This window comes from Chryseobacterium taklimakanense (assembly GCF_900187185.1).
Classification (GTDB): domain Bacteria; phylum Bacteroidota; class Bacteroidia; order Flavobacteriales; family Weeksellaceae; genus Planobacterium; species Planobacterium taklimakanense.
The window spans coordinates 2560667-2581141 of the sequence record NZ_LT906465.1 but is presented as its reverse complement, the minus strand read 5'-3'; the positions used below and the strand labels follow the sequence as shown (position 1 = coordinate 2581141).

Sequence of the window (20475 nt, the reverse complement as noted above, 5' to 3'; positions counted from 1 at the left end):
AAAACAGATTAAAAAGAAAGCGGCTTTTGGCCGCTTTTTTATTTGAAATCTTCCCTGATAAATTCGATGATATTTGGAAAGATTAAACTGTCGCGTTTCTTTTTGCTGAACAATCTGGGCATATGACCCGCATTTTTCATATAAACAAGCTTATGCGGAATTTGCTTTTCTTCCAGTTTTGATGCCAGCGACAAACCCTGATTCTTGTTTACCAAATGATCTAAATCTCCCTGAAAAATCAAAGTAGGTACATGACTGACCTGCCATAGTGGGCTCGCTTTCCGAAATTCCTCCGCAATGTTGCCGCGTTTAAATTTAGTTCCTACCACATCCTGAATAGTGGGCGAAGTATATTTGGAATTTAATGTTGACGTAAAACGCTCTGAATAAAAATCGGTCGGTCCGCTCATTGATATTAATTTGCTCACTTTATCCGGATTGTTATATCCGTACAGCAACGCCAAATGTCCACCGGCACTTTCTCCCAGAAGTATAAGATTACCAGGATTAAATTTCCACTCTTGAGAATGCTTTTTGGTTTCTTTAACAGCCGATTCAATATCTTCCAGCTGCTGTTGATACGTAATTCCTTTTTTTGAGCTAACCAAACGGTAGTTGATATTTACTGTCGGAATATTTTCTTTAAAAAGTCTTTTCTGAATCATCTTCATATGTTCCTTTCTTCCAAATTTCCAGGCTCCGCCGTGCACAATCATTACCAATGGGGAATCTTCCGAATGATTCTGAGGAAGAAAGACATCCATTACATTCCTTTTATCTACACCGTATTTATAATTGTAATTTTTTTTTGAACCTTCTTCATTAACAACCCTTTGCGCTGTGATACAGGATGAAAGGAGCATGCCCATCATTCCAAGAATCCAGAAATGATAATTTAAAATATGTTTCTTCATATTTCATTATTTAAAAATCTGTACCATTAAAGTATCTTTTCACACTAAAAATTATTCTACACATCTAAAAAAAGAGACTCTTTAAAAGTCTCTCTATTGCTCATCAACTGAATAAATCTTTTACTTTATCAAAGAATGATTTTTCTTTTCCTGACGGTTCAGCGTCCATTTCACCGTTCTGCATCTGTTTTTCGAAGAAATCTTTTTGCTCTGGAGTTAATTTTTGTGGCGTCCACACGTTGATGTGTACAAACATATCGCCTTTGCCGTAACTGTCTATACTTGGCAAACCTTTCCCGGCCAGTCGTAAAATTTTACCGGATTGCGTTCCTGCATCAATTTTTATTTTCACTTTTCCGCCAACGGTTGAGATCTCCTTTGAGGTTCCCAAAGCTGCTTCTGCAAAAGAAATGAATAATTCCTGGTGAAGATTATCACCTTCACGCTTGATCTTGCTGTCTTCCTCCTCTTCTACAACCACGAGCAAATCTCCCGGGTTTCCGCCAAAAGGCGCATCATTACCTTTTCCCCGGACGTTCAGTTGGATTCCTTCTCTCGCTCCCGCCGGAATGTTGATGGTTACTTCTTCGTCTTCTTTTACAAGGCCCTGTTCATTGGCACCGCTCGGAATTTTGTCGGCAACCTTCCCAATTCCCTGGCAGGTTCCACAGGTCGTCTGCGTCTGCATTTGCCCAAACATGGTGTTCATTACCTTGATCTGAGCGCCACTTCCGTTACAGGTAGGGCATGTTTTAGAAGTTGCTCCCGGCGCACCTTTCAGCTTTTTAACCTTAATCGTTTTCTGCGTACCGTTCACCATCTCTTCAAGACTGAGCTTGATTCTGACTCTCAAATTGGAACCACGCAACTGCTGTCGGCCCCCGCCGCCGCCGAAACCGCCAAATCCGCCGCCGAAATGTCCACCGAAAATATCTCCAAACTGGGAGAAGATATCTTCCATATTCATTCCGCCACCGAAACCTCCGCCAAATCCGCCGGAACCACCCATTCCTGCGTGACCAAACTGATCATAGCGTGCTTTCTTGTTATCATCGCTCAAAACTTCATAAGCTTCGGCTGCTTCCTTGAATTTTTCTTCAGCCTCCTTGTCACCCGGATTTTTATCGGGATGATATTTTAAAGCCTGTTTACGGTAAGCCTTCTTTATCTCTTCTGCGGAAGCACTTTTGGACACGCCAAGCACTTCGTAATAGTCTCTTTTCGACATAAATTATAGTGAATTTCTTTGAATGAATCGCTGGCTGTGAATTGTGAATTAAGCCTCACCTTTTAATTCACTGCCCAGCAAATAGACTACGGATTAGTTTCCTGTAACCACTTTTGCGAAACGGATCACTTTGTCATAAAGCGTATAGCCTGTTTCGATTACATCTACGATTTTACCCTTCAGCTCCGGTGAAGGTGAGGGAATCTGCGTGATTGCTTCGTGCAGATCGACATTGAAATCGTCTCCGGCTTTCACTTCCATTACTTTCAGGCCTTTTTCACCAAGTTTTGACTTGAATTTCTGGTAGATGAGTTCCACACCCTGCAACGTGAATTCGTCTCCGTTTTCAGAAATATTTTTGATGGCTCTTTCAAAATCATCAAGAACACCAAGCATCGAAATCATCATGTCCTGATTGGCAAACTGAAAGAACTCCATTTTCTCTTTGGCAGTCCTTTTTTTATAGTTTTCAAATTCAGCATACAGACGGATATAACGGTCTTTTTCTTCTGCCAAAAGGTCTTCAGCGGAAGGCTGCTCTGTCACATTTGCAGCGTTTTCAGTCTCAGTATTCAGATTTGTCTCCTCCTGATTCTCCAGATTTTCGTCGTATTTATCGTGATTTTCTGACATAATTTTAATTTTAATATTGATAGATTTTCAAAACTATTGCCAAAGACAATTTGTGGACAATTAGTCACGTTGCTATTTTCCGGAAAAAGTTTCAAACAGGAGATAAAGATTGAGAATAACGATAATCATGCTAATGATCCAAACCAAAATTCTGAACCAGTTTTTGTTGACGAATCTTCCCATTTTCAGTTTATCATTCGTAAACATCACCAACGGAATGACCGCAAAACTTAGCTGCATCGAAAGAATTACCTGGCTCAGAACCAAAAGTTCCGAAGTTCCTTTTTCACCATAAAATAATGTGACGAAAAATGCCGGAATCACTGCAATTAAGCGGGTAATCAATCGCCTTAGCCATGGTTTTAATTTTAAATTTAAAAACCCTTCCATCACAATCTGTCCGGCCAGTGTACCAGTCAACGTTGAGTTTTGGCCCGATGCCAAAAGCGCCACAGCAAAAGCAATACTTGCGAACGATGTCCCTAGCAGCGGTTCGAGCATACGGTGTGCATCATATATATCCGCAATATCCTTATTTCCAGAAGTGTGAAAAGTCGCTGCCGCAACGATCAGAATCGCGGCATTGATGAAAAACGCCAACAGCAAAGACGCCGTGCTGTCGATAGTGGCAAACTTTATGGCTTCTTTTTTACCTTCATCGGTCCGCTCATAATTTCTGGTTTGCACGATACTGCTGTGCAGGTAAAGGTTGTGCGGCATCACCGTAGCCCCCAAGATTCCAATTGCGATGTAAAGCATGGACGGATTAGAGACAATTTCCTTTTGTGGAACCAAACCACTCAGAATTGGGAAAATCTCTGGTTTTGAAATAATGATCTGGTAACCAAAACAGATTAAGATAATAAAAATCAAACCGCCCACCACGCTTTCAAGCCAGCGAAAACCTTTTGACTGCAGCAATAAAATAACAAAAACATCGATAATTGTTATTGCAACGCCCCAAGTTAAAGGAATTCCGAAAAGCAAATTCAGTGCAATCGCGGTTCCCAGTACCTCCGCCAGATCCATAGCTGCGATTGCAATTTCACAGAAAACCCATAAAATAAAATTTACAACGGGATGAAAATGGTCTTTGCAGGCTTGCGCCAAATCACGCTCAGCAACAATTCCGAGCTTTAATGACAAATGCTGCAATACAATCGCAAAAAGATTTGAAATCAGGATGACCGAAAGCAACGTATAACCAAACTGAGCACCGCCGGCAATATCCGTAGCCCAGTTTCCGGGATCCATATAACCCACTGAAATCATCAAACCCGGACCTAAAAACGCTATAAGCTTTCTCCAAAAGTTTGCATTTTTTGGAATTTCTACCGAGGAAAATACTTCTGCAAGGGAATCAGAGCTGCGCTCCTGCCGCCAGGCTCTTTGTAAAAGATTTTTCATTTGTTAGATTAGACTAACAAAAATAATAAATGTTTCCTAATTTATAATCATTGTTAAATTCATTTTGAAAAGTTTCAGACAAAAATTTCTAAATCCAATAACAGCATTAAACCCAAACTCTGAATTCAAATATTCAAAATCACTATTTTTGCAAAATGATTAACAGCGACCAACTGAAAGAAATACAGTCCAGGATAGAGGATCTACATAAATTTTTGCAGATAGACAGAAAGAAAATCGAAATCTCCAATGACGATGAAAAAACAGCCGCTCCCGAATTTTGGAACAACCCGAAGGAAGCCGAAGTTTTCCTGAAGCAGCTCCGTTCCAAGAAAAAGTGGGTGGAAGATTACGAAAATATTCACGCTGGATTTGAAGATCTGCAGGTGCTGATGGAATTTGCTAAAGAAGATCCGGATTCTGAACAGGAACTCGATATTCAGTTTCCCCAACTGGTTGAAAAAATCGAAAACCTGGAGTTTAAAAATATGCTTTCCAATGAAGGTGATGAACTTTCGGCTGTGCTGCAAATTACCGCCGGAGCCGGTGGAACGGAAAGTTGCGACTGGGCTTCGATGCTGATGAGAATGTATGTGATGTGGGCGGAGAAGCAAGGCTACAAAATTCGTGAACTGAACTTTCAGGAAGGTGACGTAGCCGGAGTGAAAACCGTAACTCTCGAAATCGACGGCGAATATGCGTTCGGTTATCTTAAAGGCGAAAACGGGGTTCACCGTTTGGTGAGAATTTCACCTTTCGACTCCAATGCGAAAAGACACACAAGTTTCGTTTCTGTGTATGTGTATCCCTTGGTTGACGACACCATTGATATCCAGATCAACCCGGCGGATATTTCTTTTGAAACGATGCGTGCTTCCGGAGCTGGTGGACAGAATGTAAACAAAGTAGAAACTGCAGTTCGCCTCCGCCACGCACCCACCGGGATTATTATTGAAAACTCAGAAAGCCGTTCGCAGCTGCAGAATAAGGAAAAAGCGATGCAGTTATTGAAATCCCGACTTTATGAGATAGAACTGGAAGAAAGAATGAAAGCCCGAAACGAGATCGAAGCCAACAAAATGAAGATTGAATGGGGCAGCCAAATCAGAAATTATGTGATGCATCCTTACAAACTGGTGAAAGATGTAAGAAGCGGATACGAAACTTCGGACGTGGATTCTGTGATGAACGGAGAAATCACGCCTTTCCTTAAAGCTTTTTTGATGGCGGATGGAACAGCAGTATCCGAAGACGACTTCGATTTGTAGATATAACTAAAAAGGAATATTTGCCACGAATGCACAAATTATTGGTGAATTCGGGGCTTTTTTTATTATTTTATATTAATTATTCTGCTTTACTTTTACGAGACGTGTACACTGAGTTTAAGGGTTGGAGAAAGCTATGGTTGCACAAATCACCTCTTCTGAAATCGCAATGCAAAATATGGGCATATTTTAATGCACTGATAAAGAATAAATAATTAATTGTTAAAAAATCTTAATAATTTTTGTTAAGGATTTAATTACATTATTTTTGCGAAATTAAGAAAATTTATGGAGCATTTTGAAAGTTGGAAGGACCTCCTCAATCCTGAATTCTACATCAAACTTGGGGGATTTTGGCTTATTTTATTCATTATTTTCGCAGAGACCGGTCTTTTCGTAGGATTTTTTCTTCCCGGCGACTCGCTGCTCTTTGTCTCCGGAATCTATGCCCAGGAGCTTATCGCCGAAACATTTGGCAGTACCGGCAGCGACTTTCTGGATACAACAATTTTGGCGACTTGCGTAGCGGTGGCCGGAATTATAGGTAATGAAGTTGGTTACTGGTTCGGTCTGAAGGCGGGCCCCACTTTATACAAACGGGAAGACTCCACATTTTTCAAGAAAAAATATCTGTTCCAGGCGCACGATTTTTTTGAAAAACACGGCGCATTAGCAGTAATTATGGCGAGATTTTTACCGATTGTAAGGACGTTTATGCCAATTGTTGCGGGAATTGTAAAGATGGATAAAAAAGAATTCCTGAGAGACAATATAATTGGCGCTTTCCTGTGGGCTTTTTCGCTGATTTTTGCCGGACACTATCTTAACGAACTTTTCAAAACGCAGTTTGATATTGATTTGAAGAAACATCTTGAAATGATTATCATCATTATTGTTTTGATTACGACGGTGCCGGTGATCATCAAATTTATTTTTGGTAAAAAGCAAAGCGATGAAAATGAATCCCCAAACATCTAGGATTCACTAAAATAATTATACGAAAGTCCTTCAAAGAAGGGCTTTTTGTTTGCCAAAAATTTTATATTTTTAATAATAATTTCCTATAAAAAATGAAAATTCTCACTTCCTTTTTCCTGGTACTTTCCTTACTGTGTTCAGCTCAGAAAAAATATGTTTTGGTGATACACGGGGGAGCTGGAACAATTACCAAAGAAAATATGACGTTTGAAAAGGAAAAAGCGTACAAAGACAAGTTAACCGAAGCTCTGAAAGCCGGTTACGCAGAAATTCAAAAAGGAAAAACTTCAGTTGATGCGGTGCAGTCTGCGATTGTCGTGATGGAAAACTCACCACTGTTCAACGCCGGAAAAGGCGCTGTGTTTACCCACGAAGGAAGGAATGAACTGGACGCATCGATTATGTATGGTAAAGACAAATCTGCAGGTGCTGTCGCAGGGGTACATACCATTAAAAATCCAATCAAGGCAGCGATTGCCGTGATGCAGAAATCTGAACACGTGATGCTCTCCGGTAAAGGCGCTGAAGAATTTGCAAAAGAACAGAAGCTTGAAATTGTAGATCCAAAATATTTTTGGACCCAGGACAGGTGGAACGGGCTGCAGAAAGCTTTGGAAAAAGAAAAACTGAAAAAAGCAACCACCCAGAACAAAAAGCCGGACTACCTTGAAATTGACCAAAAGTTTGGAACGGTAGGCGCAGTGGCTTTGGATAGAGAAGGCAATATCACCGCAGGAACTTCTACGGGCGGCATGACCAATAAAAAATGGAACCGCATCGGCGACTCCCCGGTGATCGGCGCCGGAACTTATGCGAACGCTCAGGTCGGAATTTCCGGAACGGGTTGGGGTGAATTTTTCATACGTTCCACCGCTGCCAGAACTGTTGCCGCAAAAATGGAATACCAGCACAAAGATGTGAAAACAGCAACCCAGGAAGTGATCGCAGAAATAGGGGAAATGGGTGGTGATGGTGGCCTCATAGCATTAGATAATAACGGAAACATTGCCATGGAAATGAACACGGCCGGAATGTACCGAGGTGCGATCACAGATAAGGGCGAAATTGAGGTAGAGATTTATAAATAAGCAGAAAGATTGAAGTTTGGAACCAGCAGTTGGAAAACAGATAAGCAGTTATAAAATTTTAGAGTTTAAATGACTTTCAAAATTCATAAAATCGAGGACTGGCAGGAAGTTGTAAATCAAATTCTGCCGAAACTTGAGCATAATTTATTACTTTTAAAAGGTAATCTCGGTGCTGGAAAGACAACTTTTACCCAATTTTTACTCAAAAATCTGGGCAGCACGGATGAAGTGTCCTCGCCCACCTATGCAATTGTTAATGAATATCGTACTCCAAAAGGAAATGTTTTTCATTTTGACCTTTACCGGATGAAGTCGGTTGGTGAAGTGTATGATATCGGAATGGATGAATATCTCGACAATGCTTTTCTATGCATCATCGAATGGCCGGAAATTTATGAAGAGGAACTGCAGGCGCTGCCTCACCATACCATGACCATCGAAAATACGGGTGATCTGCGCGAAGTTTTTTTCAGCTAAATTATAAAGTTTAATTCTTGCAGGTTGTGTATCTTTGCTCATTAATTCTTTCAACTTTTTATAATGAGCGGAACGATTTTCACCCCTTTTAAGGAAGAAGATTTATTACCAAAGGAAGAAAAACTGGAGGTCGTAAAAAAAGGAAAAAAATTCACCATCGGAATACCGAAGGAAACCTGCCTGAATGAGCGCAGGACATGCATAACCCCAGATGCAGTGCAGGTTTTGGCATTAAACGGCCACGAAATCATCATAGAATCTGAAGCCGGAAAAGGCTCTTTTTTTACCGACCAGCAATACTCCGAAGCTGGTGCGAGAATTACCAGCGACCCAAAGGAAGCTTTCGGACAGGATCTTGTTCTGAAAATCAATCCGCCGACCGATGAAGAAATTGAATATCTGAAACCTGATGCTTACTTGGTTTCGGCTCTGCAGATCAATCTGCGAGATAAGGAATATTTTAAAAGGCTTGGTGAAAGAAAAGTCAATGCCATCGCCTTTGAATTTATTGTGGATGATTACGAGCAACTGGCTTTGGTAAGACTCATCGGCGAAATTGCCGGGACGACTTCGGTACTTTATGCATCTGAACTTTTGGCACTTTCAAACGGGCTGATGCTGGGCGGAATTACCGGCATACGCCCCACAGAAGTGGTGATTATAGGTGCGGGAATTGTGGGCGAATTTGCTACTAAAGCGGCCATCGGTTTAGGGGCAAATGTGCGGATTTTCGACAATTCACTTTCAAAATTAAGAAGACTTCATACCCTGATCGATGCCCGGGTACCAACTTCAATTATAGATCCAAAGGAACTGTCAAAGAGCTTAAGGCGTGCTGATGTCGTGATCGCCGCATTACCGAGAATGTGCCAGTGTCCTGTGGTAACGGAAGATATGGTTCTGAAAATGAAGAAAGGCAGCGTAATTATCGATGTAACCATCGACAACGGAAAGGCGATTGAGACCTCTGAACTGACGACGCTGGATAACCCGTATTTTATAAAACATGGTGTCATTCACTGTGCTTTGCCAAATATCACTTCCAGAATTCCACGCACGACAACGAAGGCGATTTCAAACTTTTTCCTTTCTTATCTTTTAAATTATGATGAGGAAGGAGGCTTCGCTAATATGCTGATCCACAAAAAACAAATGAAAGACAGTCTCTACATGTACAAGGGCCGCCACACCAACAAAGCGATATGTGAAAGGTTTGATCTCACCTACCACGACATCAATCTTTTGATTTTTTAAATTTAAACCAAAAAAACTTCGCTGAAAATCAAATTCTGACGAAGTAAAATATATGCGCAAACTTAAATTCTTTTTTATCGGATTGATTCCGGGATTGCTTTTCGTGTTTTTCATTCTTAATAAAAAGGGGGCAACCTGTTCCGGTTATCTGCCAAACAGCCGCGTGATCGCGGAAACACTGAGCAAAGATTTTAAATTTTCTGAAAATTTTAAAAATGAGATTTCTGCCTTAAAAATGGATGAAAAATTCCTGAAAGACAGCATCATTACCAAAGGTGAAATCGATTTTACCAGAAGTCATGCCCAGAAAGTTCCCTGCCCAGATTATACTTTAGTTTATCCGAAAAAAAATCCGCGTTTCGAAATTACTTTTGAAAAATGCAGGGAGGAAGCTATCTTCAATACAATAAAAAAAATTAAGTGATGAAAATCGCGGTTGTGGGTGTTGGATTAATAGGCGGTTCGATGATGCTGAAACTACGGCAGAGAGCTTTGGCTTCCTATGTTTTTGGTATTGATAAAAATGAAAGGCATCTTCAGGAAGCACTTCAGCTCAATATCATTGACGAAGCCGCTGATCTTGAGAAAGGGATTGAAAACGCTGACCTGATCATCATTGCGATTCCTGTTGATTCCACCCGAGTCCTACTTCCTGAAATCCTTGACAAAATTTCAGAAAATCAAACGGTAATGGATGTAGGCTCTACCAAATCGGGAATTACGGAGGCCATAAAAACACACAAAAAGAGGAACCGTTTCGTAGCATTTCATCCGATGTGGGGAACCGAGAACAGTGGCCCAAAATCCGCGTCAGCAGACAGTTTTTCCGGTAGGGCCGCAGTGATCTGCGACAAGGAAGATTCCGCACCAGATGCCTTAAAAACTGTCGAAAAAATCGCAGAATATCTTGAAATGAATCTGCTTTACATGACCGCGGAAGACCATGACATTCACACCGCTTACATTTCTCATATTTCGCATATTACCTCTTACGCTTTAGCCAACACCGTTTTGGAAAAGGAACGTGAAGAAGACACGATTTTTCAGCTGGCGAGTTCCGGTTTTTCCAGTACGGTTCGCCTGGCAAAATCGCATCCGGAAATGTGGGTACCGATATTTAAGCAGAATAAAGAAAATGTGCTGGATGTTCTGAATGAACACATCACGCAGCTCCGAAAGTTTAAATCTGCGCTGGAAAAAGAAAATTATGATTTGCTGGAGCAGCTGATTTTAAATGCCAATCGGATACGCCCGATTCTCGAGAATAAATCCTGAATCAACGTGCTTTAATTAAAAAACAGGCTTGAAGCCGTTGTCTATTTTATCTCAAATTTAACATTCAGCTACGTTCACCGCTATCGCAAGGCCACCCTCCGAAGTTTCCTTAAATCTTTCGTTCATACTTTGAGCGGTATCCCACATCGACTGAATGACTTCATCCAAGGTAACCCGGGCTTTATTCGGATCACTTTCTATGGCGATATTTGCGGCCGTAATCGCCTTCATTGCCCCCATTGAATTTCTTTCAATACAAGGGATCTGAACCAGTCCCGCGATCGGGTCGCAGGTCATTCCGAGATGATGTTCCATTGCAATCTCTGCCGCCATGACAACCTGGCCTGGCGTTCCGCCCATAATTTCTGTTAAACCGGCTGCAGCCATTGCCGCAGAAACTCCCACTTCTGCCTGGCATCCACCCATGGCTGCGGAAATTGTTGCATTTTTCTTGAATAAGGTTCCAATTTCACCGGCAACCAAAATAAAACGTATTATATCGTCATCGGAAACATGATCGGTGAAAGCCTGTGCATACATCAGCACTGCCGGAATTACGCCGCTGGCACCGTTGGTTGGAGCCGTGATGATTCTTCCGAAACTTGCATTTTCTTCATTCACGGCCAGGGCAAAACATGAAACCCATTTATTGATGGTATTGAAAGTTTCCTCGGCATCGACCACCAGCTTGAACCATTCATCGATATTGGTGTAGGTTTTTCCGCCAAGGAGCTTTTTATTTAAACCAGCTGCCCTTCGCGAAACGTTCAAACCACCTGGCAAAACGCCTTCTTTATTCACACCTTTGTAAATACATTCTTTTATCTGCTGCCAGATGTAGAGCGCTTCCGCATCGGTCTGCTCTTTTGTCCTCCAACTTTCCTCGTTCAGATAAACCAGGTCCGAAACCCGGTTCAATTTTAATTTTTCGATATTTTTTAAAATTGCACTGCCGCTGTGACAAGGATATAGTGTTCGCACACAATGGCTCTGTATAGAGTTTTCCTCTTTGGTTGCCACGAATCCTCCACCAACAGAGTAATAATCCTGTTCGAGAGAAGTACCGTCCGAAAAAACAGCTTTGAAAATCATTCCGTTGGGATGAAAATCAAGAGAATTTCTCATATTTAAAACCAAATGATGCCCATATACGAACGGAATGATCTTTTCCCCACCGAGATTTAACTGGTTGCTTACTTTTATTTCAGCAATTTTTTCATCAATCTTTGTGGTATCAATCCGTTTAAAATTTTCTCCGGAAAGTCCCAGCATCCCGGCAATATCAGTTCCGTGCCCAATTCCGGTTTTTGCAAGCGACCCAAAAAATTCAAGATAAATTTCCTGCACGTCCTGGATGGAACGGTTTCTCCTGATTAAATCCAAAAACATCTCGGCAGCATTCCAGGGACCCATAGTGTGTGAGCTGGAAGGGCCAATACCTACTTTTATAATTTCAAAAACTGATATCGATTGCATAAATAGTTAGCTATTGTACAAATATAATCATTATGCAACACACGATAAAAGCCTTCCGTACGTGAAAAATAAACCTGACAACAATTATTGAAGAATTTTTTCGAGAATAAGCGATACCTCCTTATGTTTTGTGGCCGGGAACAGATGTGTGCCGCCTTTGATTACGTAATCCGGCTTAGAATTTTTGAGTGGGAAAACGATATCCTTATCGCCCATGATCTGTACTACATCGGGGATTTCTTCACACTTCCATGCTGAAATTTTTTCGATACTCCATTTCAAATAATAGGGATCGCGTACCCTGAAATATTCTAAGACCTTTGGATTTTTTGGATCAAAAAAATTACGGATGTATGAATAAAGTAGCGAAGATTTACCGTTGAAAATTCTTTGCGGTATATATTTCGGAAGGCCCGTAATTTCGCCCATTTTTATAAAACGAGATTTCTCCTTATCTGAACGGATGCTTGCTAAGATCACCACTTTTTCTGCCGGTTTTATCTTATGGATTTCCTGCACCATAATTCCGCCGAAAGAATAGCCCAAAAGGTAAAACGGTTCAGAATCATCAATTCTGTCTGCCATTTTTTGCACGTAATGTTCAAAAGATTCATTAGAATCAGGAATCATCCAATCTAAGAATACGACCTCCAGCACCTCCGGAAATTTCAGTTTTTCCAGAACTTTAAAATCTGCGCCAAGCCCGCTTATAACATAGATTTTCATGACTCAAAAATAAAAAAAATAAAAAACCTCTGCCAAAAAATAGCAGAGGTTCCCATTAACACATAAAAAAACTTATTTTGCAGTAATATCTACCTTCATATCCACATCATCTTTCACCACTACGTCCTTCATTGTTGATTTGTATGCAATGTCGAACTTCTGTCTGTCGAAGCTAAATTTATCAGAAACCAGCCGTACCACACCGTTATTAACCGTAATTACAGCCGGGAAAGACACAGGATTGGTCTTGTTTTTAGCGGTAAGATTACCGTTTACCTGATATTTATTTCCTGCAATTTTCCTTACAGAAGTAATTCTGTACACTGCTGTAGGGTATTTGTTGGTTTCGAAGAAATCGCCGTTTTTAAGGTGATTGTTCAATTTTGTTCTGTACTCACCGGTAAGGTCGGTCGCATTGATTGAATTCATATCCAGCACGAAAGTTCCGCCAACAACATTATTACCTTTCAAAATAACATTTCCTGACTTTACGCCAACGGTGCCGGTGTGCTGAGATGCTTCTGTCTTAGCAAGTTTGTACCCCCACCAGTTTACATTAGATGCCAATACTTTTTTTGTTTGTCCGAATGCAAGTCCGCTTACAAGAACCGCTCCAACGATTATCTTTTTCATTGCTTAAAATTATTTTACGCAAAATTAGACCTAAAAAAGCGGCAAGTACATTGATCTATGATAAGAAAAGAGCCTTAGGTTTGTAAGGCTCGATTATTATTTACTGATTACCGGTTTCTATGAAAGTTCCGTAGTAGGCTGCACCCTCGATGATGCCCATCTCATTCCGTAAAATATATATAGGAATGTCTTTAAGCAAATGCTCCATCCGGTCAGAGATTTTAAAATCTTTATAGAATTTTTCCCTGTCGATCAGACTGTGGATTTTGTCGGTAATTTCACCAGTAATAATGAGCCCCCCGGTAGCTTTCAGTTTAAGAACTAAGTTATTGGCTTCTCTTGCCAAAAATTGCAGGAACATTTCAACCGTAAGATCAACCAGCCTCGATGAATTCTCCCGCCCGTAACCCGCGATCACATCGAGGAAATCTTCATTATGCACTTTTTCATTCAAGCCCTGATCCTCCTTATGACGGCCGACATCGCGAAGAAATCTGTAGATATTATAAATCCCATTTTTGCTCAAAACACTTTCCCAGGTTACAATGCCATAAATTTTATTCAGAAACTGATAAAACTGGATTTCAAAATCGGTTCTTGGCGAGAATTCGCTGTGCCCGCCTTCGGTTGCAAAAGGCCTCAAACTTACGCCATCATAAAACAAACCGGCTTCACCCAAACCATTTCCGGGAGCTAAAATAGCCACATTACCACGAACCCTGTTTTTTGAAGTGTGTATTGTTTCAAATTTATTGTCGTAAACATCGGCCAGGCTGTAGGCGGTTGCTTCAAGGTCATTTATTAAATAAGCTTTTTTGAATCCCAAATCCGTCCGCACCACTTCCGCTTCAATAACCCATGGCAGATTTTCAGTCTCACACCTTCCGGAAATCACCGGACCGGGAACTGCGATTGAAATCCTTTCGATGCCGCTGATTTGGTAATCCGAAATGAATTTTTGTGCTATCGCAGAAAAATCAGGGAAATCTTCAGTATTGTAATCAGCCTCTACTTTTAGTTGAATATCCCCTTCGGAACAGTTATATACAGATATTTTACTTTTTTTTCTGCGTAAATCGGCCGCAATTACTGCCGTATTTTTATTCGTAGGACAGTCTCTGCCAGGTAAATATAATGGGAATTTGGTTTTAGCGCACATATAAAAATGTTTACTTGTAAAGATAAAAAAATATTCTTTTTAGGCTGCAAAAAAAAACTTCCCAAAAAATTGGGAAGTCCGTTTGATATCTGTGTTAAATTACTTGCCTAGAGGAATATTATAAGATACTCCGGCACCCAGTGCTCCTGCACTGTATTTTTGGCCTCCTATCTCTCCTTTGTCACCTGTAAATACTTTTTGGTACTGTAGGGCAAAGTTCCAGTCTTTATTGTGGTAACCGATTTCCGGCTTGATGTAAAATCCACCGTCTGGTCTTTCTACAGCTGAGTTTGAAGCAACCTGTTTATCACCAGTGATAAATCCGTAACCTAAATCAGTACCCAAATAAAAACCTGTTTGTTTAGGGTAAACTCTAATTAGCGCTGCTACCGGTACCACACCAAAGTCATTATTATTCAACCCATTATTTTCTTTACCGAAATAATGTGTATATCCGGTGGCAATACCAAAACCGAAGCCCGGAGTTGCAAGATTTTGATAGGCTACATCAACACCTGCAGCTGCTGAAGCATTTTCAGCGGGCAATGCAACACCAGCATTAGCACCAATTTTAAGCATATTTGTCATATCTGCACTTTGGGCACTTACTATTCCTGTTGTTGCTAATCCTAAAAGAAGAACTGTTTTTTTAATTGTTTTCATAATTTTAAATTTTACTCTTTTAATTTTAAATTAATTTTAAATTTTACTGATGTCTTAATTGAAAACATTGTGCCAAAAGAGATTGCAGCAGGTCAATAAATACCGGGAAAAAGACCTATCAACTTGATAACCAATTATTTAATAGTTAAACATTTATTTAATTTCGATAAGTAAAAAAGTGATATTTTGTCATTAATTTTTCATTAATTTTTTGTTTAATACAAAAAAAACTCCGCCTATGCAGAGTTTTGATTTAATTTACTTCGTTATAAATCAACTTAATCCGGTAATCACACCATTTAAGTCAATGTCCATGCCTTCAGCAGCCGGAACATTTGGCAGACCAGGCATCCGCATCATATCACCTAAGATGGGAATGATGAATCCTGCACCGGCTGCAAACTCAAACTCACGCACGGTCACCTTGAAGTTAGTTGGCCGCCCGATTTTGGTTTCATCGTCAGTTAGAGATTTCTGCGTTTTCGCCATGCACACCGGAAGTTTATCGAATCCCAAATCGTAAATCGTCTTAAGCTGAGCTTTTGATTTTTGAGAATAATTCACGGCATCAGCACCATAAATTTCTTTAGCAATGGTTTCAATCTTGTGCTCCACCGTATCTTCAACATTATATAATGGCTGAAAATCATTACCGCAGTTGGCAGCACAGTAAACCACTTCTTCGGCAAGCTCCCTCATTCCTTCGCCACCATGAACGAATTCATCAGCAAGAATGGCTTTTACGCCCAATTTTTCACATTCAGATTTAACGAATTCAATTTCATCCTCAGCATCTGTCGCAAAGTGGTTGATGGCAATGATCGGTTTTAAACCAAATTTAAAGGCGTTTTCAATATGTTTTTTAAGATTGTCAATTCCATTTTTAACAAACTGGAGGTTCGGTTGGCCGTACTCCCCTTTTTTGGTCGCACCGCCGTGATAGCGCAATGCTCTGATCGTTGCCACGATGACGTACGCATCGGGTTTCATTTTACCGTAATGGCATTTGATGTGAAGAAATTTTTCTGCGCCTAAGTCTGCACCGAAACCAGCTTCAGTCACGACATAATCCGCAAGTGACAGACCGGTTTTTGTAGCAATGATTGTGTTGGTACCCTGCGCGATGTTTGCGAACGGGCCGCCGTGCAAAATCGCAGGATTTCCCTCCAACGTCTGTACAAGATTTGGTTTAATGGCATCTTTCAAAAGAATTGCCATAGCGCCTTCGGCTTTTAAATCTCTGGCAAAAACCGGTTTTTTATCGAAAGTATACCCCACGAAAATATTCCCCAGCCTGTTTTTTAAATCCTCGAAATTTTTTGAAAGGCAAAGAATTGCCATCACTTCCGATGCTGGAGTGATATTGAAGCCTTCTTCGCGTGTGATCCCGTTGTTGGAGCCTCCCAGGCCGATAACAATCTGGCGGAGCGAACGGTCATTCATATCCATTACTCTCTTCCAAACGATGGTTCTGGGATCTATATTTAAAGAGAATTTTTTATTCTGAAGATTGTTATCAATCAAAGCTGAAAGTAAGTTATTGGCTTTCTCAATCGCTGCAAAATCTCCTGTGAAATGCAGGTTAATATCCACCATAGGAATCACCTGGGCATAACCACCGCCGGCAGCACCGCCCTTGATCCCGAAAACCGGACCCAAACTCGGTTCGCGGAGCACAGCAACTGCTTTTTTGCCGATTTTATTCAGTCCGTCACAAAGCCCAACAGAGACCGTCGTTTTACCCTCACCGGCGGGAGTCGGATTAACAGCGGTAACCAAAACCAGTTTGGATTTTTTTATTTTTTCTTCGTCGATGTAAGTGAGTGGGATTTTGGCTTTGTATTTACCGTAATATTCTAAATCATCGCGGTGGATACCAATTATTTCTGCTATTTCCCGAATGTGCCGGATGTCGGCATTCTGCGCAATTTCTAAATCTGTAGGAAAACTCATAATATGATTGTAATACTCACAAATTTAGCAGTAATTGGGCAATAGAAGAAATGTACTGGTTTGAAATTTATCAGTTTAAGATGAAAATAAAAAAACCTCACGAATGCTGTGAGGTCTTTAACATTAAGGCGCAACACGCTGTGCCATGGCCTTTTCCTGCTGTTTGCGGTTTTGCTTCTCTTCGTATTTTTTTACGATAAAACCGATAGCGATCGGCGCAACCCACATCAGGATTCTTCTTAAAAGTGTTGGATTCATAATTTAATTTTTATTTACTTTTCTTTTTGCAATTTGTGAGCCAAAACCGCCGCACGTAGAAATCTTGTAAATAAAAAAGCCCCTGAAAAGGAGGCTTCGTTTTTATGCATTCTCAGTTGGCTGCTGCCCTTCCTGATTATGATTTCTTGGTTTATCCTGTCTAGGTTTGCTTTCCGGTTTTGGCGGTCTTGGCAATAAAACTTTTCTTGAAAGCCTCATTTTCTTACGGTCATCATAACCTAGGAATTTCACTTCTACCTCATCGCCTTCGGCATAAGGTACTTTTTCCGTACGCTTCCAGTCGATTTCAGAAATGTGAAGAAGGCCTTCCGTTCCTTTTGCCAACGCTACGAAAGCTCCGAAATCCATCACCTTTACTACTTTTCCAGTGTAAACATTACCTACAACAGGTACAAAAGTAATCTCATTGATGGCCGCAATCGCTGCATTGATTTTTTCGCGATCTGTACCTGCGATTTCAATTCTTCCGATCTCGCCGATTTCTTCAATCGCAATTACGGTATCAGTATCTTTCTGAAGCTGCTGAATGATTTTTCCGCCAGGCCCGATTACCGCCCCAATGAAATCTTTCGGAATTTCCAAAATTTCCATTTTCGGTGCGTGAGGTTTCACATCGGCTCTTGGTTTATCAATCGTTTTAAGGATTTCACCAAGAATATGGAGACGCCCTTCTCTTGCCTGGTTTAGTGCTGTTTCCATGATATCCATCGTTAGGCCCTGGATTTTAATATCCATTTGGCAAGCCGTAATTCCGTCTGCAGAACCCGTCACTTTAAAGTCCATATCTCCAAGGTGGTCTTCATCACCTAAAATATCAGAAAGCACTGTGAATTTTCCTGTTTTTGGGTCAGTGATTAATCCCATTGCAATTCCGGAAACTGGTTTCGTAATCTGCACACCCGCATCCATCAATGCTAAAGTACCGGCACAAACTGTTGCCATAGAAGACGAACCGTTGGATTCCAAAATATCAGATACTACACGGATCGTATAAGGATTTTCTGGCGGTATCATTCCTGCTAAAGCTCTCTGCGCCAGATTTCCGTGACCAACTTCCCTTCTTGAAGTTCCTCTTAAGGGTCTTGCTTCACCAGTAGAAAATGGCGGGAAGTTATAATGAAGGAAGAATTTTTCGTCGTAATTGATCGCTACGGAGTCCACCATGTTCGCATCCTTTACAGAACCTAAAGTTACTGCCGTCAAAGACTGGGTTTCACCTCTGGTGAAGATTGCGGAACCGTGCGCGCCTGGTAAATAGTCGATTTCAGACCAAATTGGGCGGATGGTTTTAGAATCACGGCCATCCAGACGGATTCCCTCGTTAAGGATCATCTGGCGCATCGCTTCTTTTTCCACATCGTGGTAATACACTTTCGCGAATGGCTCTACCTCTTCTCTTTCTTCTTCAGAATATTGTGAAAGGAATTCCTCTAAAACAGCCGCGAAATTTTCGTGTCTTTCTTCTTTTGCAGAAGGTGTTTTCGCTACAGCGTAAACTTTATCATAAGTTTCTTTCCACACTTTTTCGCGGATTTCCTCATTGTGCGTTTCGTGCTCGTAGGTTCTTTTTACCTGTGAAGACGGAATTCTTGCAGCCAGTCTTTCCTGAGCCTCGATCTGAACTTTGATTTCTTCGTGAGCATATTTAATGGCTTCAAGCATTTCGGCTTCAGAAATTTCCTTCATTTCACCTTCTACCATTACGATGGAGTCTTTGGTAGCACCCACCATAATATCAAGGTCAGCTTTTTTAAGATTTTCGATGCTTGGGTTTACGGAATATTCGCCGTCGATCCTCACCACTCTAACCTCTGACATCGGCCCGTTGAACGGAATATCTGTAATGGCAATCGCTGCAGACGCTGCAAGCCCTGCAAGCGCTTCAGGCATTGTTTTTTCGTCGTAAGAAATAAGGGAAATCATCACCTGCACTTCCGCGTGGAAGTCTTGAGGGAATAATGGACGGAGAACCCTGTCCACCAGTCTCATCGTAAGCACCTCATCATCAGAAGGTTTTGTTTCTCTTCTAAAGAAATTTCCCGGAATTTTACCGCCAGCGTAGAATTTTTCTCTGTAATCTACCGTCAGAGGAAGAAAATCCACTCCCGGATTAGCATCTTTGTTAGCAACAACGGTTGCCAAAAGCATCGTGCCGCCACATTTTACAACCACAGAACCGTTCGCCTGTTTTGCGAGACGACCTGTTTCGATGGAGACTTCTCTCCCGTCTTTTAACTGAAATTTTTCAATAATTGCTTCTGGAGCATTCATAAATTGATCTGTCTTTTGCAGTCCGTATTGACTGCGTTAAATATTTAAACTTTTTAAATTTCGAGGGCAAAGATACGTAAAAATGAGGGATTTTTTTTGAAATTTAACCCGTTAAAAATTTGAATTCCAGATTTTCATAATTCCCATTTACAAATCTGATGGCATAAAACTGGAATTTAACAAATGGAAATCATTAAAAAAATTATTATGGGAATTTTATGGACTATCATTATCGGAGCCGTTGCAGGTTGGCTGGGCTCCCAGATCTTTAAAGGCGGCAGCCTTGGATTGATCGGGAACATCATCGTTGGGATCGTAGGCGGATTTATCGGTTACTGGCTTTTGGGAAATACTTTTGGCACAGAAATCATAGGCCAGATTTTAACAGGAGCTGTGGGTTCCATCGTGCTTTTAGCAATAATTAATCTCGTCTCCGGCAGGCGCGTTTAGAAAATTAAAAAAAAGCAACTCGGGCTGAGTTGCTTTTTTTGTCCGTAAGAGATTTATTTTCTTAATCCTAATTCAGCGATAATCGCTCTGTATCTTGCGATATCCTTGTTTTTAAGATAATCTAACAATCTTTTTCTTTTACCTACCAATTTTACAAGGGCTCTTTCAGTAGCATAATCTTTGTGATTAGCTTTTAAATGACCTGTAAGGTGGTTGATTCTGAAGGTAAACAATGCGATTTGACCTTCTGCAGAACCTGTGTTTTCTGCCTTTCCGCCGTGTTTAGCGAAGATTTCTGCTTTTTTCTCTGATGTTAAGTACATGCCAATATTAATTAATGATT

At 40.8% G+C, this 20475-nt stretch carries 21 protein-coding genes; 8 read left to right on the top strand and 13 right to left on the bottom strand.

Going from position 1 to position 20475, the window contains the following annotated elements:
• Positions 1–38 precede the first annotated feature (38 nt).
• The 4 genes from CKV81_RS12360 to CKV81_RS12345 form a co-directional block, all read right to left on the bottom strand.
• On the bottom strand, positions 39–914 hold the full coding sequence (locus tag CKV81_RS12360; protein WP_095073695.1) for an alpha/beta hydrolase: 876 nt from the start codon (positions 912–914) through the stop codon (positions 39–41).
• A gap of 103 nt (positions 915–1017) precedes the next feature.
• Positions 1018–2142, bottom strand: coding sequence for a molecular chaperone DnaJ (gene dnaJ, locus CKV81_RS12355; protein WP_095073693.1), 1125 nt, complete (start codon positions 2140–2142; stop codon positions 1018–1020).
• Between the two features lie 93 nt (positions 2143–2235).
• Entirely contained in the window at positions 2236–2775 is a 540-nt protein-coding gene (locus CKV81_RS12350) for a nucleotide exchange factor GrpE (RefSeq protein WP_095073691.1), read from the bottom strand.
• Positions 2776–2847: 72 nt separating this feature from the next.
• On the bottom strand, positions 2848–4182 hold the full coding sequence (locus tag CKV81_RS12345; RefSeq protein WP_095073689.1) for an Nramp family divalent metal transporter: 1335 nt from the start codon (positions 4180–4182) through the stop codon (positions 2848–2850).
• Positions 4183–4337: 155 nt separating this feature from the next.
• Between CKV81_RS12345 and prfB the strand changes: the two genes are divergently transcribed.
• The 7 genes from prfB (at position 4338) to CKV81_RS12305 (ending at position 10522) form a co-directional block, all read left to right on the top strand.
• Positions 4338–5450 carry a peptide chain release factor 2 gene (gene prfB / locus CKV81_RS12340; RefSeq protein WP_095073687.1) on the top strand — a complete coding sequence of 371 codons (1113 nt, stop codon included), beginning with the start codon at positions 4338–4340 and terminating at the stop codon, positions 5448–5450.
• Between the two features lie 288 nt (positions 5451–5738).
• Positions 5739–6428 carry a DedA family protein gene (locus CKV81_RS12330; RefSeq protein WP_095073683.1) on the top strand — a complete coding sequence of 230 codons (690 nt, stop codon included), beginning with the start codon at positions 5739–5741 and terminating at the stop codon, positions 6426–6428.
• Between the two features lie 92 nt (positions 6429–6520).
• Positions 6521–7516, top strand: a complete 996-nt coding sequence (locus CKV81_RS12325) for an isoaspartyl peptidase/L-asparaginase family protein (protein ID WP_095073680.1) — start codon at positions 6521–6523, stop codon at positions 7514–7516.
• A gap of 69 nt (positions 7517–7585) precedes the next feature.
• Positions 7586–7993 (top strand): tRNA (adenosine(37)-N6)-threonylcarbamoyltransferase complex ATPase subunit type 1 TsaE, encoded by a 408-nt coding sequence (gene tsaE, locus CKV81_RS12320; RefSeq protein ID WP_095073676.1) that lies wholly within the window; start codon positions 7586–7588, stop codon positions 7991–7993.
• A 63-nt stretch (positions 7994–8056) separates the two neighbouring features.
• Complete coding sequence (locus CKV81_RS12315) at positions 8057–9247, top strand: alanine dehydrogenase (RefSeq protein WP_095073672.1); 1191 nt, start codon at positions 8057–8059, stop codon at positions 9245–9247.
• A gap of 52 nt (positions 9248–9299) precedes the next feature.
• On the top strand, positions 9300–9671 hold the full coding sequence (locus CKV81_RS12310) for a hypothetical protein (protein WP_095073670.1): 372 nt from the start codon (positions 9300–9302) through the stop codon (positions 9669–9671).
• The gene (locus CKV81_RS12305) at positions 9671–10522 is read left to right on the top strand and encodes a prephenate dehydrogenase (protein WP_095073668.1); all 852 of its coding nucleotides are present in this window, start codon (positions 9671–9673) and stop codon (positions 10520–10522) included. Before CKV81_RS12310 ends, CKV81_RS12305 begins: the two co-directional genes overlap by 1 nt.
• A 57-nt stretch (positions 10523–10579) precedes the next feature.
• On the opposite strand, the gene CKV81_RS12300 is transcribed toward CKV81_RS12305, so the two are convergent.
• The 8 genes from CKV81_RS12300 to CKV81_RS12270 all read right to left on the bottom strand — a co-directional run bounded on the left by CKV81_RS12300 (position 10580) and on the right by CKV81_RS12270 (position 19682).
• Entirely contained in the window at positions 10580–11998 is a 1419-nt protein-coding gene (locus tag CKV81_RS12300) for an L-serine ammonia-lyase (protein WP_095073666.1), read from the bottom strand.
• An 84-nt stretch (positions 11999–12082) separates the two neighbouring features.
• Positions 12083–12724 carry an alpha/beta hydrolase gene (locus CKV81_RS12295; protein ID WP_095073665.1) on the bottom strand — a complete coding sequence of 214 codons (642 nt, stop codon included), beginning with the start codon at positions 12722–12724 and terminating at the stop codon, positions 12083–12085.
• 72 nt (positions 12725–12796) lie between these two features.
• The gene (locus CKV81_RS12290) at positions 12797–13357 is read right to left on the bottom strand and encodes a YceI family protein (protein WP_095073663.1); all 561 of its coding nucleotides are present in this window, start codon (positions 13355–13357) and stop codon (positions 12797–12799) included.
• A gap of 100 nt (positions 13358–13457) precedes the next feature.
• Positions 13458–14516 (bottom strand): glucokinase, encoded by a 1059-nt coding sequence (locus tag CKV81_RS12285; RefSeq protein ID WP_095073661.1) that lies wholly within the window; start codon positions 14514–14516, stop codon positions 13458–13460.
• A 99-nt stretch (positions 14517–14615) separates the two neighbouring features.
• A complete protein-coding gene (locus tag CKV81_RS12280; RefSeq protein WP_095073659.1) occupies positions 14616–15179 on the bottom strand; it encodes a hypothetical protein in 564 nt (187 codons plus the stop codon).
• A 273-nt stretch (positions 15180–15452) separates the two neighbouring features.
• Positions 15453–17132 carry a formate--tetrahydrofolate ligase gene (locus CKV81_RS12275; protein WP_095073657.1) on the bottom strand — a complete coding sequence of 560 codons (1680 nt, stop codon included), beginning with the start codon at positions 17130–17132 and terminating at the stop codon, positions 15453–15455.
• A 123-nt stretch (positions 17133–17255) separates the two neighbouring features.
• Entirely contained in the window at positions 17256–17390 is a 135-nt protein-coding gene (locus CKV81_RS13630) for a hypothetical protein (protein WP_258454361.1), read from the bottom strand.
• 102 nt (positions 17391–17492) lie between these two features.
• A complete protein-coding gene (locus CKV81_RS12270) occupies positions 17493–19682 on the bottom strand; it encodes a polyribonucleotide nucleotidyltransferase (RefSeq protein WP_095073655.1) in 2190 nt (729 codons plus the stop codon).
• A 207-nt stretch (positions 19683–19889) separates the two neighbouring features.
• Between CKV81_RS12270 and CKV81_RS12265 the strand changes: the two genes are divergently transcribed.
• Positions 19890–20132, top strand: a complete 243-nt coding sequence (locus tag CKV81_RS12265) for a GlsB/YeaQ/YmgE family stress response membrane protein (RefSeq protein WP_095074522.1) — start codon at positions 19890–19892, stop codon at positions 20130–20132.
• A gap of 53 nt (positions 20133–20185) precedes the next feature.
• Here CKV81_RS12265 and rpsO read toward each other — a convergent pair whose 3' ends face one another.
• Positions 20186–20455, bottom strand: coding sequence for a 30S ribosomal protein S15 (gene rpsO, locus CKV81_RS12260; RefSeq protein WP_095073653.1), 270 nt, complete (start codon positions 20453–20455; stop codon positions 20186–20188).
• Between the last annotated feature and the right edge of the window lie 20 nt (positions 20456–20475).

Bases quoted from the DNA above. Each gene is read 5' to 3' on its own strand.
- CKV81_RS12360 (WP_095073695.1), bottom strand. From the start codon at position 914: ATGAAGAAACATATTTTAAATTATCATTTCTGGATTCTTGGAATGATG.
- dnaJ (WP_095073693.1), bottom strand. From the start codon at position 2,142: ATGTCGAAAAGAGACTATTACGAAGTGCTTGGCGTGTCCAAAAGTGCT.
- CKV81_RS12350 (WP_095073691.1), bottom strand. From the start codon at position 2,775: ATGTCAGAAAATCACGATAAATACGACGAAAATCTGGAGAATCAGGAG.
- CKV81_RS12345 (WP_095073689.1), bottom strand. From the start codon at position 4,182: ATGAAAAATCTTTTACAAAGAGCCTGGCGGCAGGAGCGCAGCTCTGAT.
- prfB (WP_095073687.1), top strand. From the start codon at position 4,338: ATGATTAACAGCGACCAACTGAAAGAAATACAGTCCAGGATAGAGGAT.
- CKV81_RS12330 (WP_095073683.1), top strand. From the start codon at position 5,739: ATGGAGCATTTTGAAAGTTGGAAGGACCTCCTCAATCCTGAATTCTAC.
- CKV81_RS12325 (WP_095073680.1), top strand. From the start codon at position 6,521: ATGAAAATTCTCACTTCCTTTTTCCTGGTACTTTCCTTACTGTGTTCA.
- tsaE (WP_095073676.1), top strand. From the start codon at position 7,586: ATGACTTTCAAAATTCATAAAATCGAGGACTGGCAGGAAGTTGTAAAT.
- CKV81_RS12315 (WP_095073672.1), top strand. From the start codon at position 8,057: ATGAGCGGAACGATTTTCACCCCTTTTAAGGAAGAAGATTTATTACCA.
- CKV81_RS12310 (WP_095073670.1), top strand. From the start codon at position 9,300: ATGCGCAAACTTAAATTCTTTTTTATCGGATTGATTCCGGGATTGCTT.
- CKV81_RS12305 (WP_095073668.1), top strand. From the start codon at position 9,671: ATGAAAATCGCGGTTGTGGGTGTTGGATTAATAGGCGGTTCGATGATG.
- CKV81_RS12300 (WP_095073666.1), bottom strand. From the start codon at position 11,998: ATGCAATCGATATCAGTTTTTGAAATTATAAAAGTAGGTATTGGCCCT.
- CKV81_RS12295 (WP_095073665.1), bottom strand. From the start codon at position 12,724: ATGAAAATCTATGTTATAAGCGGGCTTGGCGCAGATTTTAAAGTTCTG.
- CKV81_RS12290 (WP_095073663.1), bottom strand. From the start codon at position 13,357: ATGAAAAAGATAATCGTTGGAGCGGTTCTTGTAAGCGGACTTGCATTC.
- CKV81_RS12285 (WP_095073661.1), bottom strand. From the start codon at position 14,516: ATGTGCGCTAAAACCAAATTCCCATTATATTTACCTGGCAGAGACTGT.
- CKV81_RS12280 (WP_095073659.1), bottom strand. From the start codon at position 15,179: ATGAAAACAATTAAAAAAACAGTTCTTCTTTTAGGATTAGCAACAACA.
- CKV81_RS12275 (WP_095073657.1), bottom strand. From the start codon at position 17,132: ATGAGTTTTCCTACAGATTTAGAAATTGCGCAGAATGCCGACATCCGG.
- CKV81_RS13630 (WP_258454361.1), bottom strand. From the start codon at position 17,390: ATGAATCCAACACTTTTAAGAAGAATCCTGATGTGGGTTGCGCCGATC.
- CKV81_RS12270 (WP_095073655.1), bottom strand. From the start codon at position 19,682: ATGAATGCTCCAGAAGCAATTATTGAAAAATTTCAGTTAAAAGACGGG.
- CKV81_RS12265 (WP_095074522.1), top strand. From the start codon at position 19,890: ATGGGAATTTTATGGACTATCATTATCGGAGCCGTTGCAGGTTGGCTG.
- rpsO (WP_095073653.1), bottom strand. From the start codon at position 20,455: ATGTACTTAACATCAGAGAAAAAAGCAGAAATCTTCGCTAAACACGGC.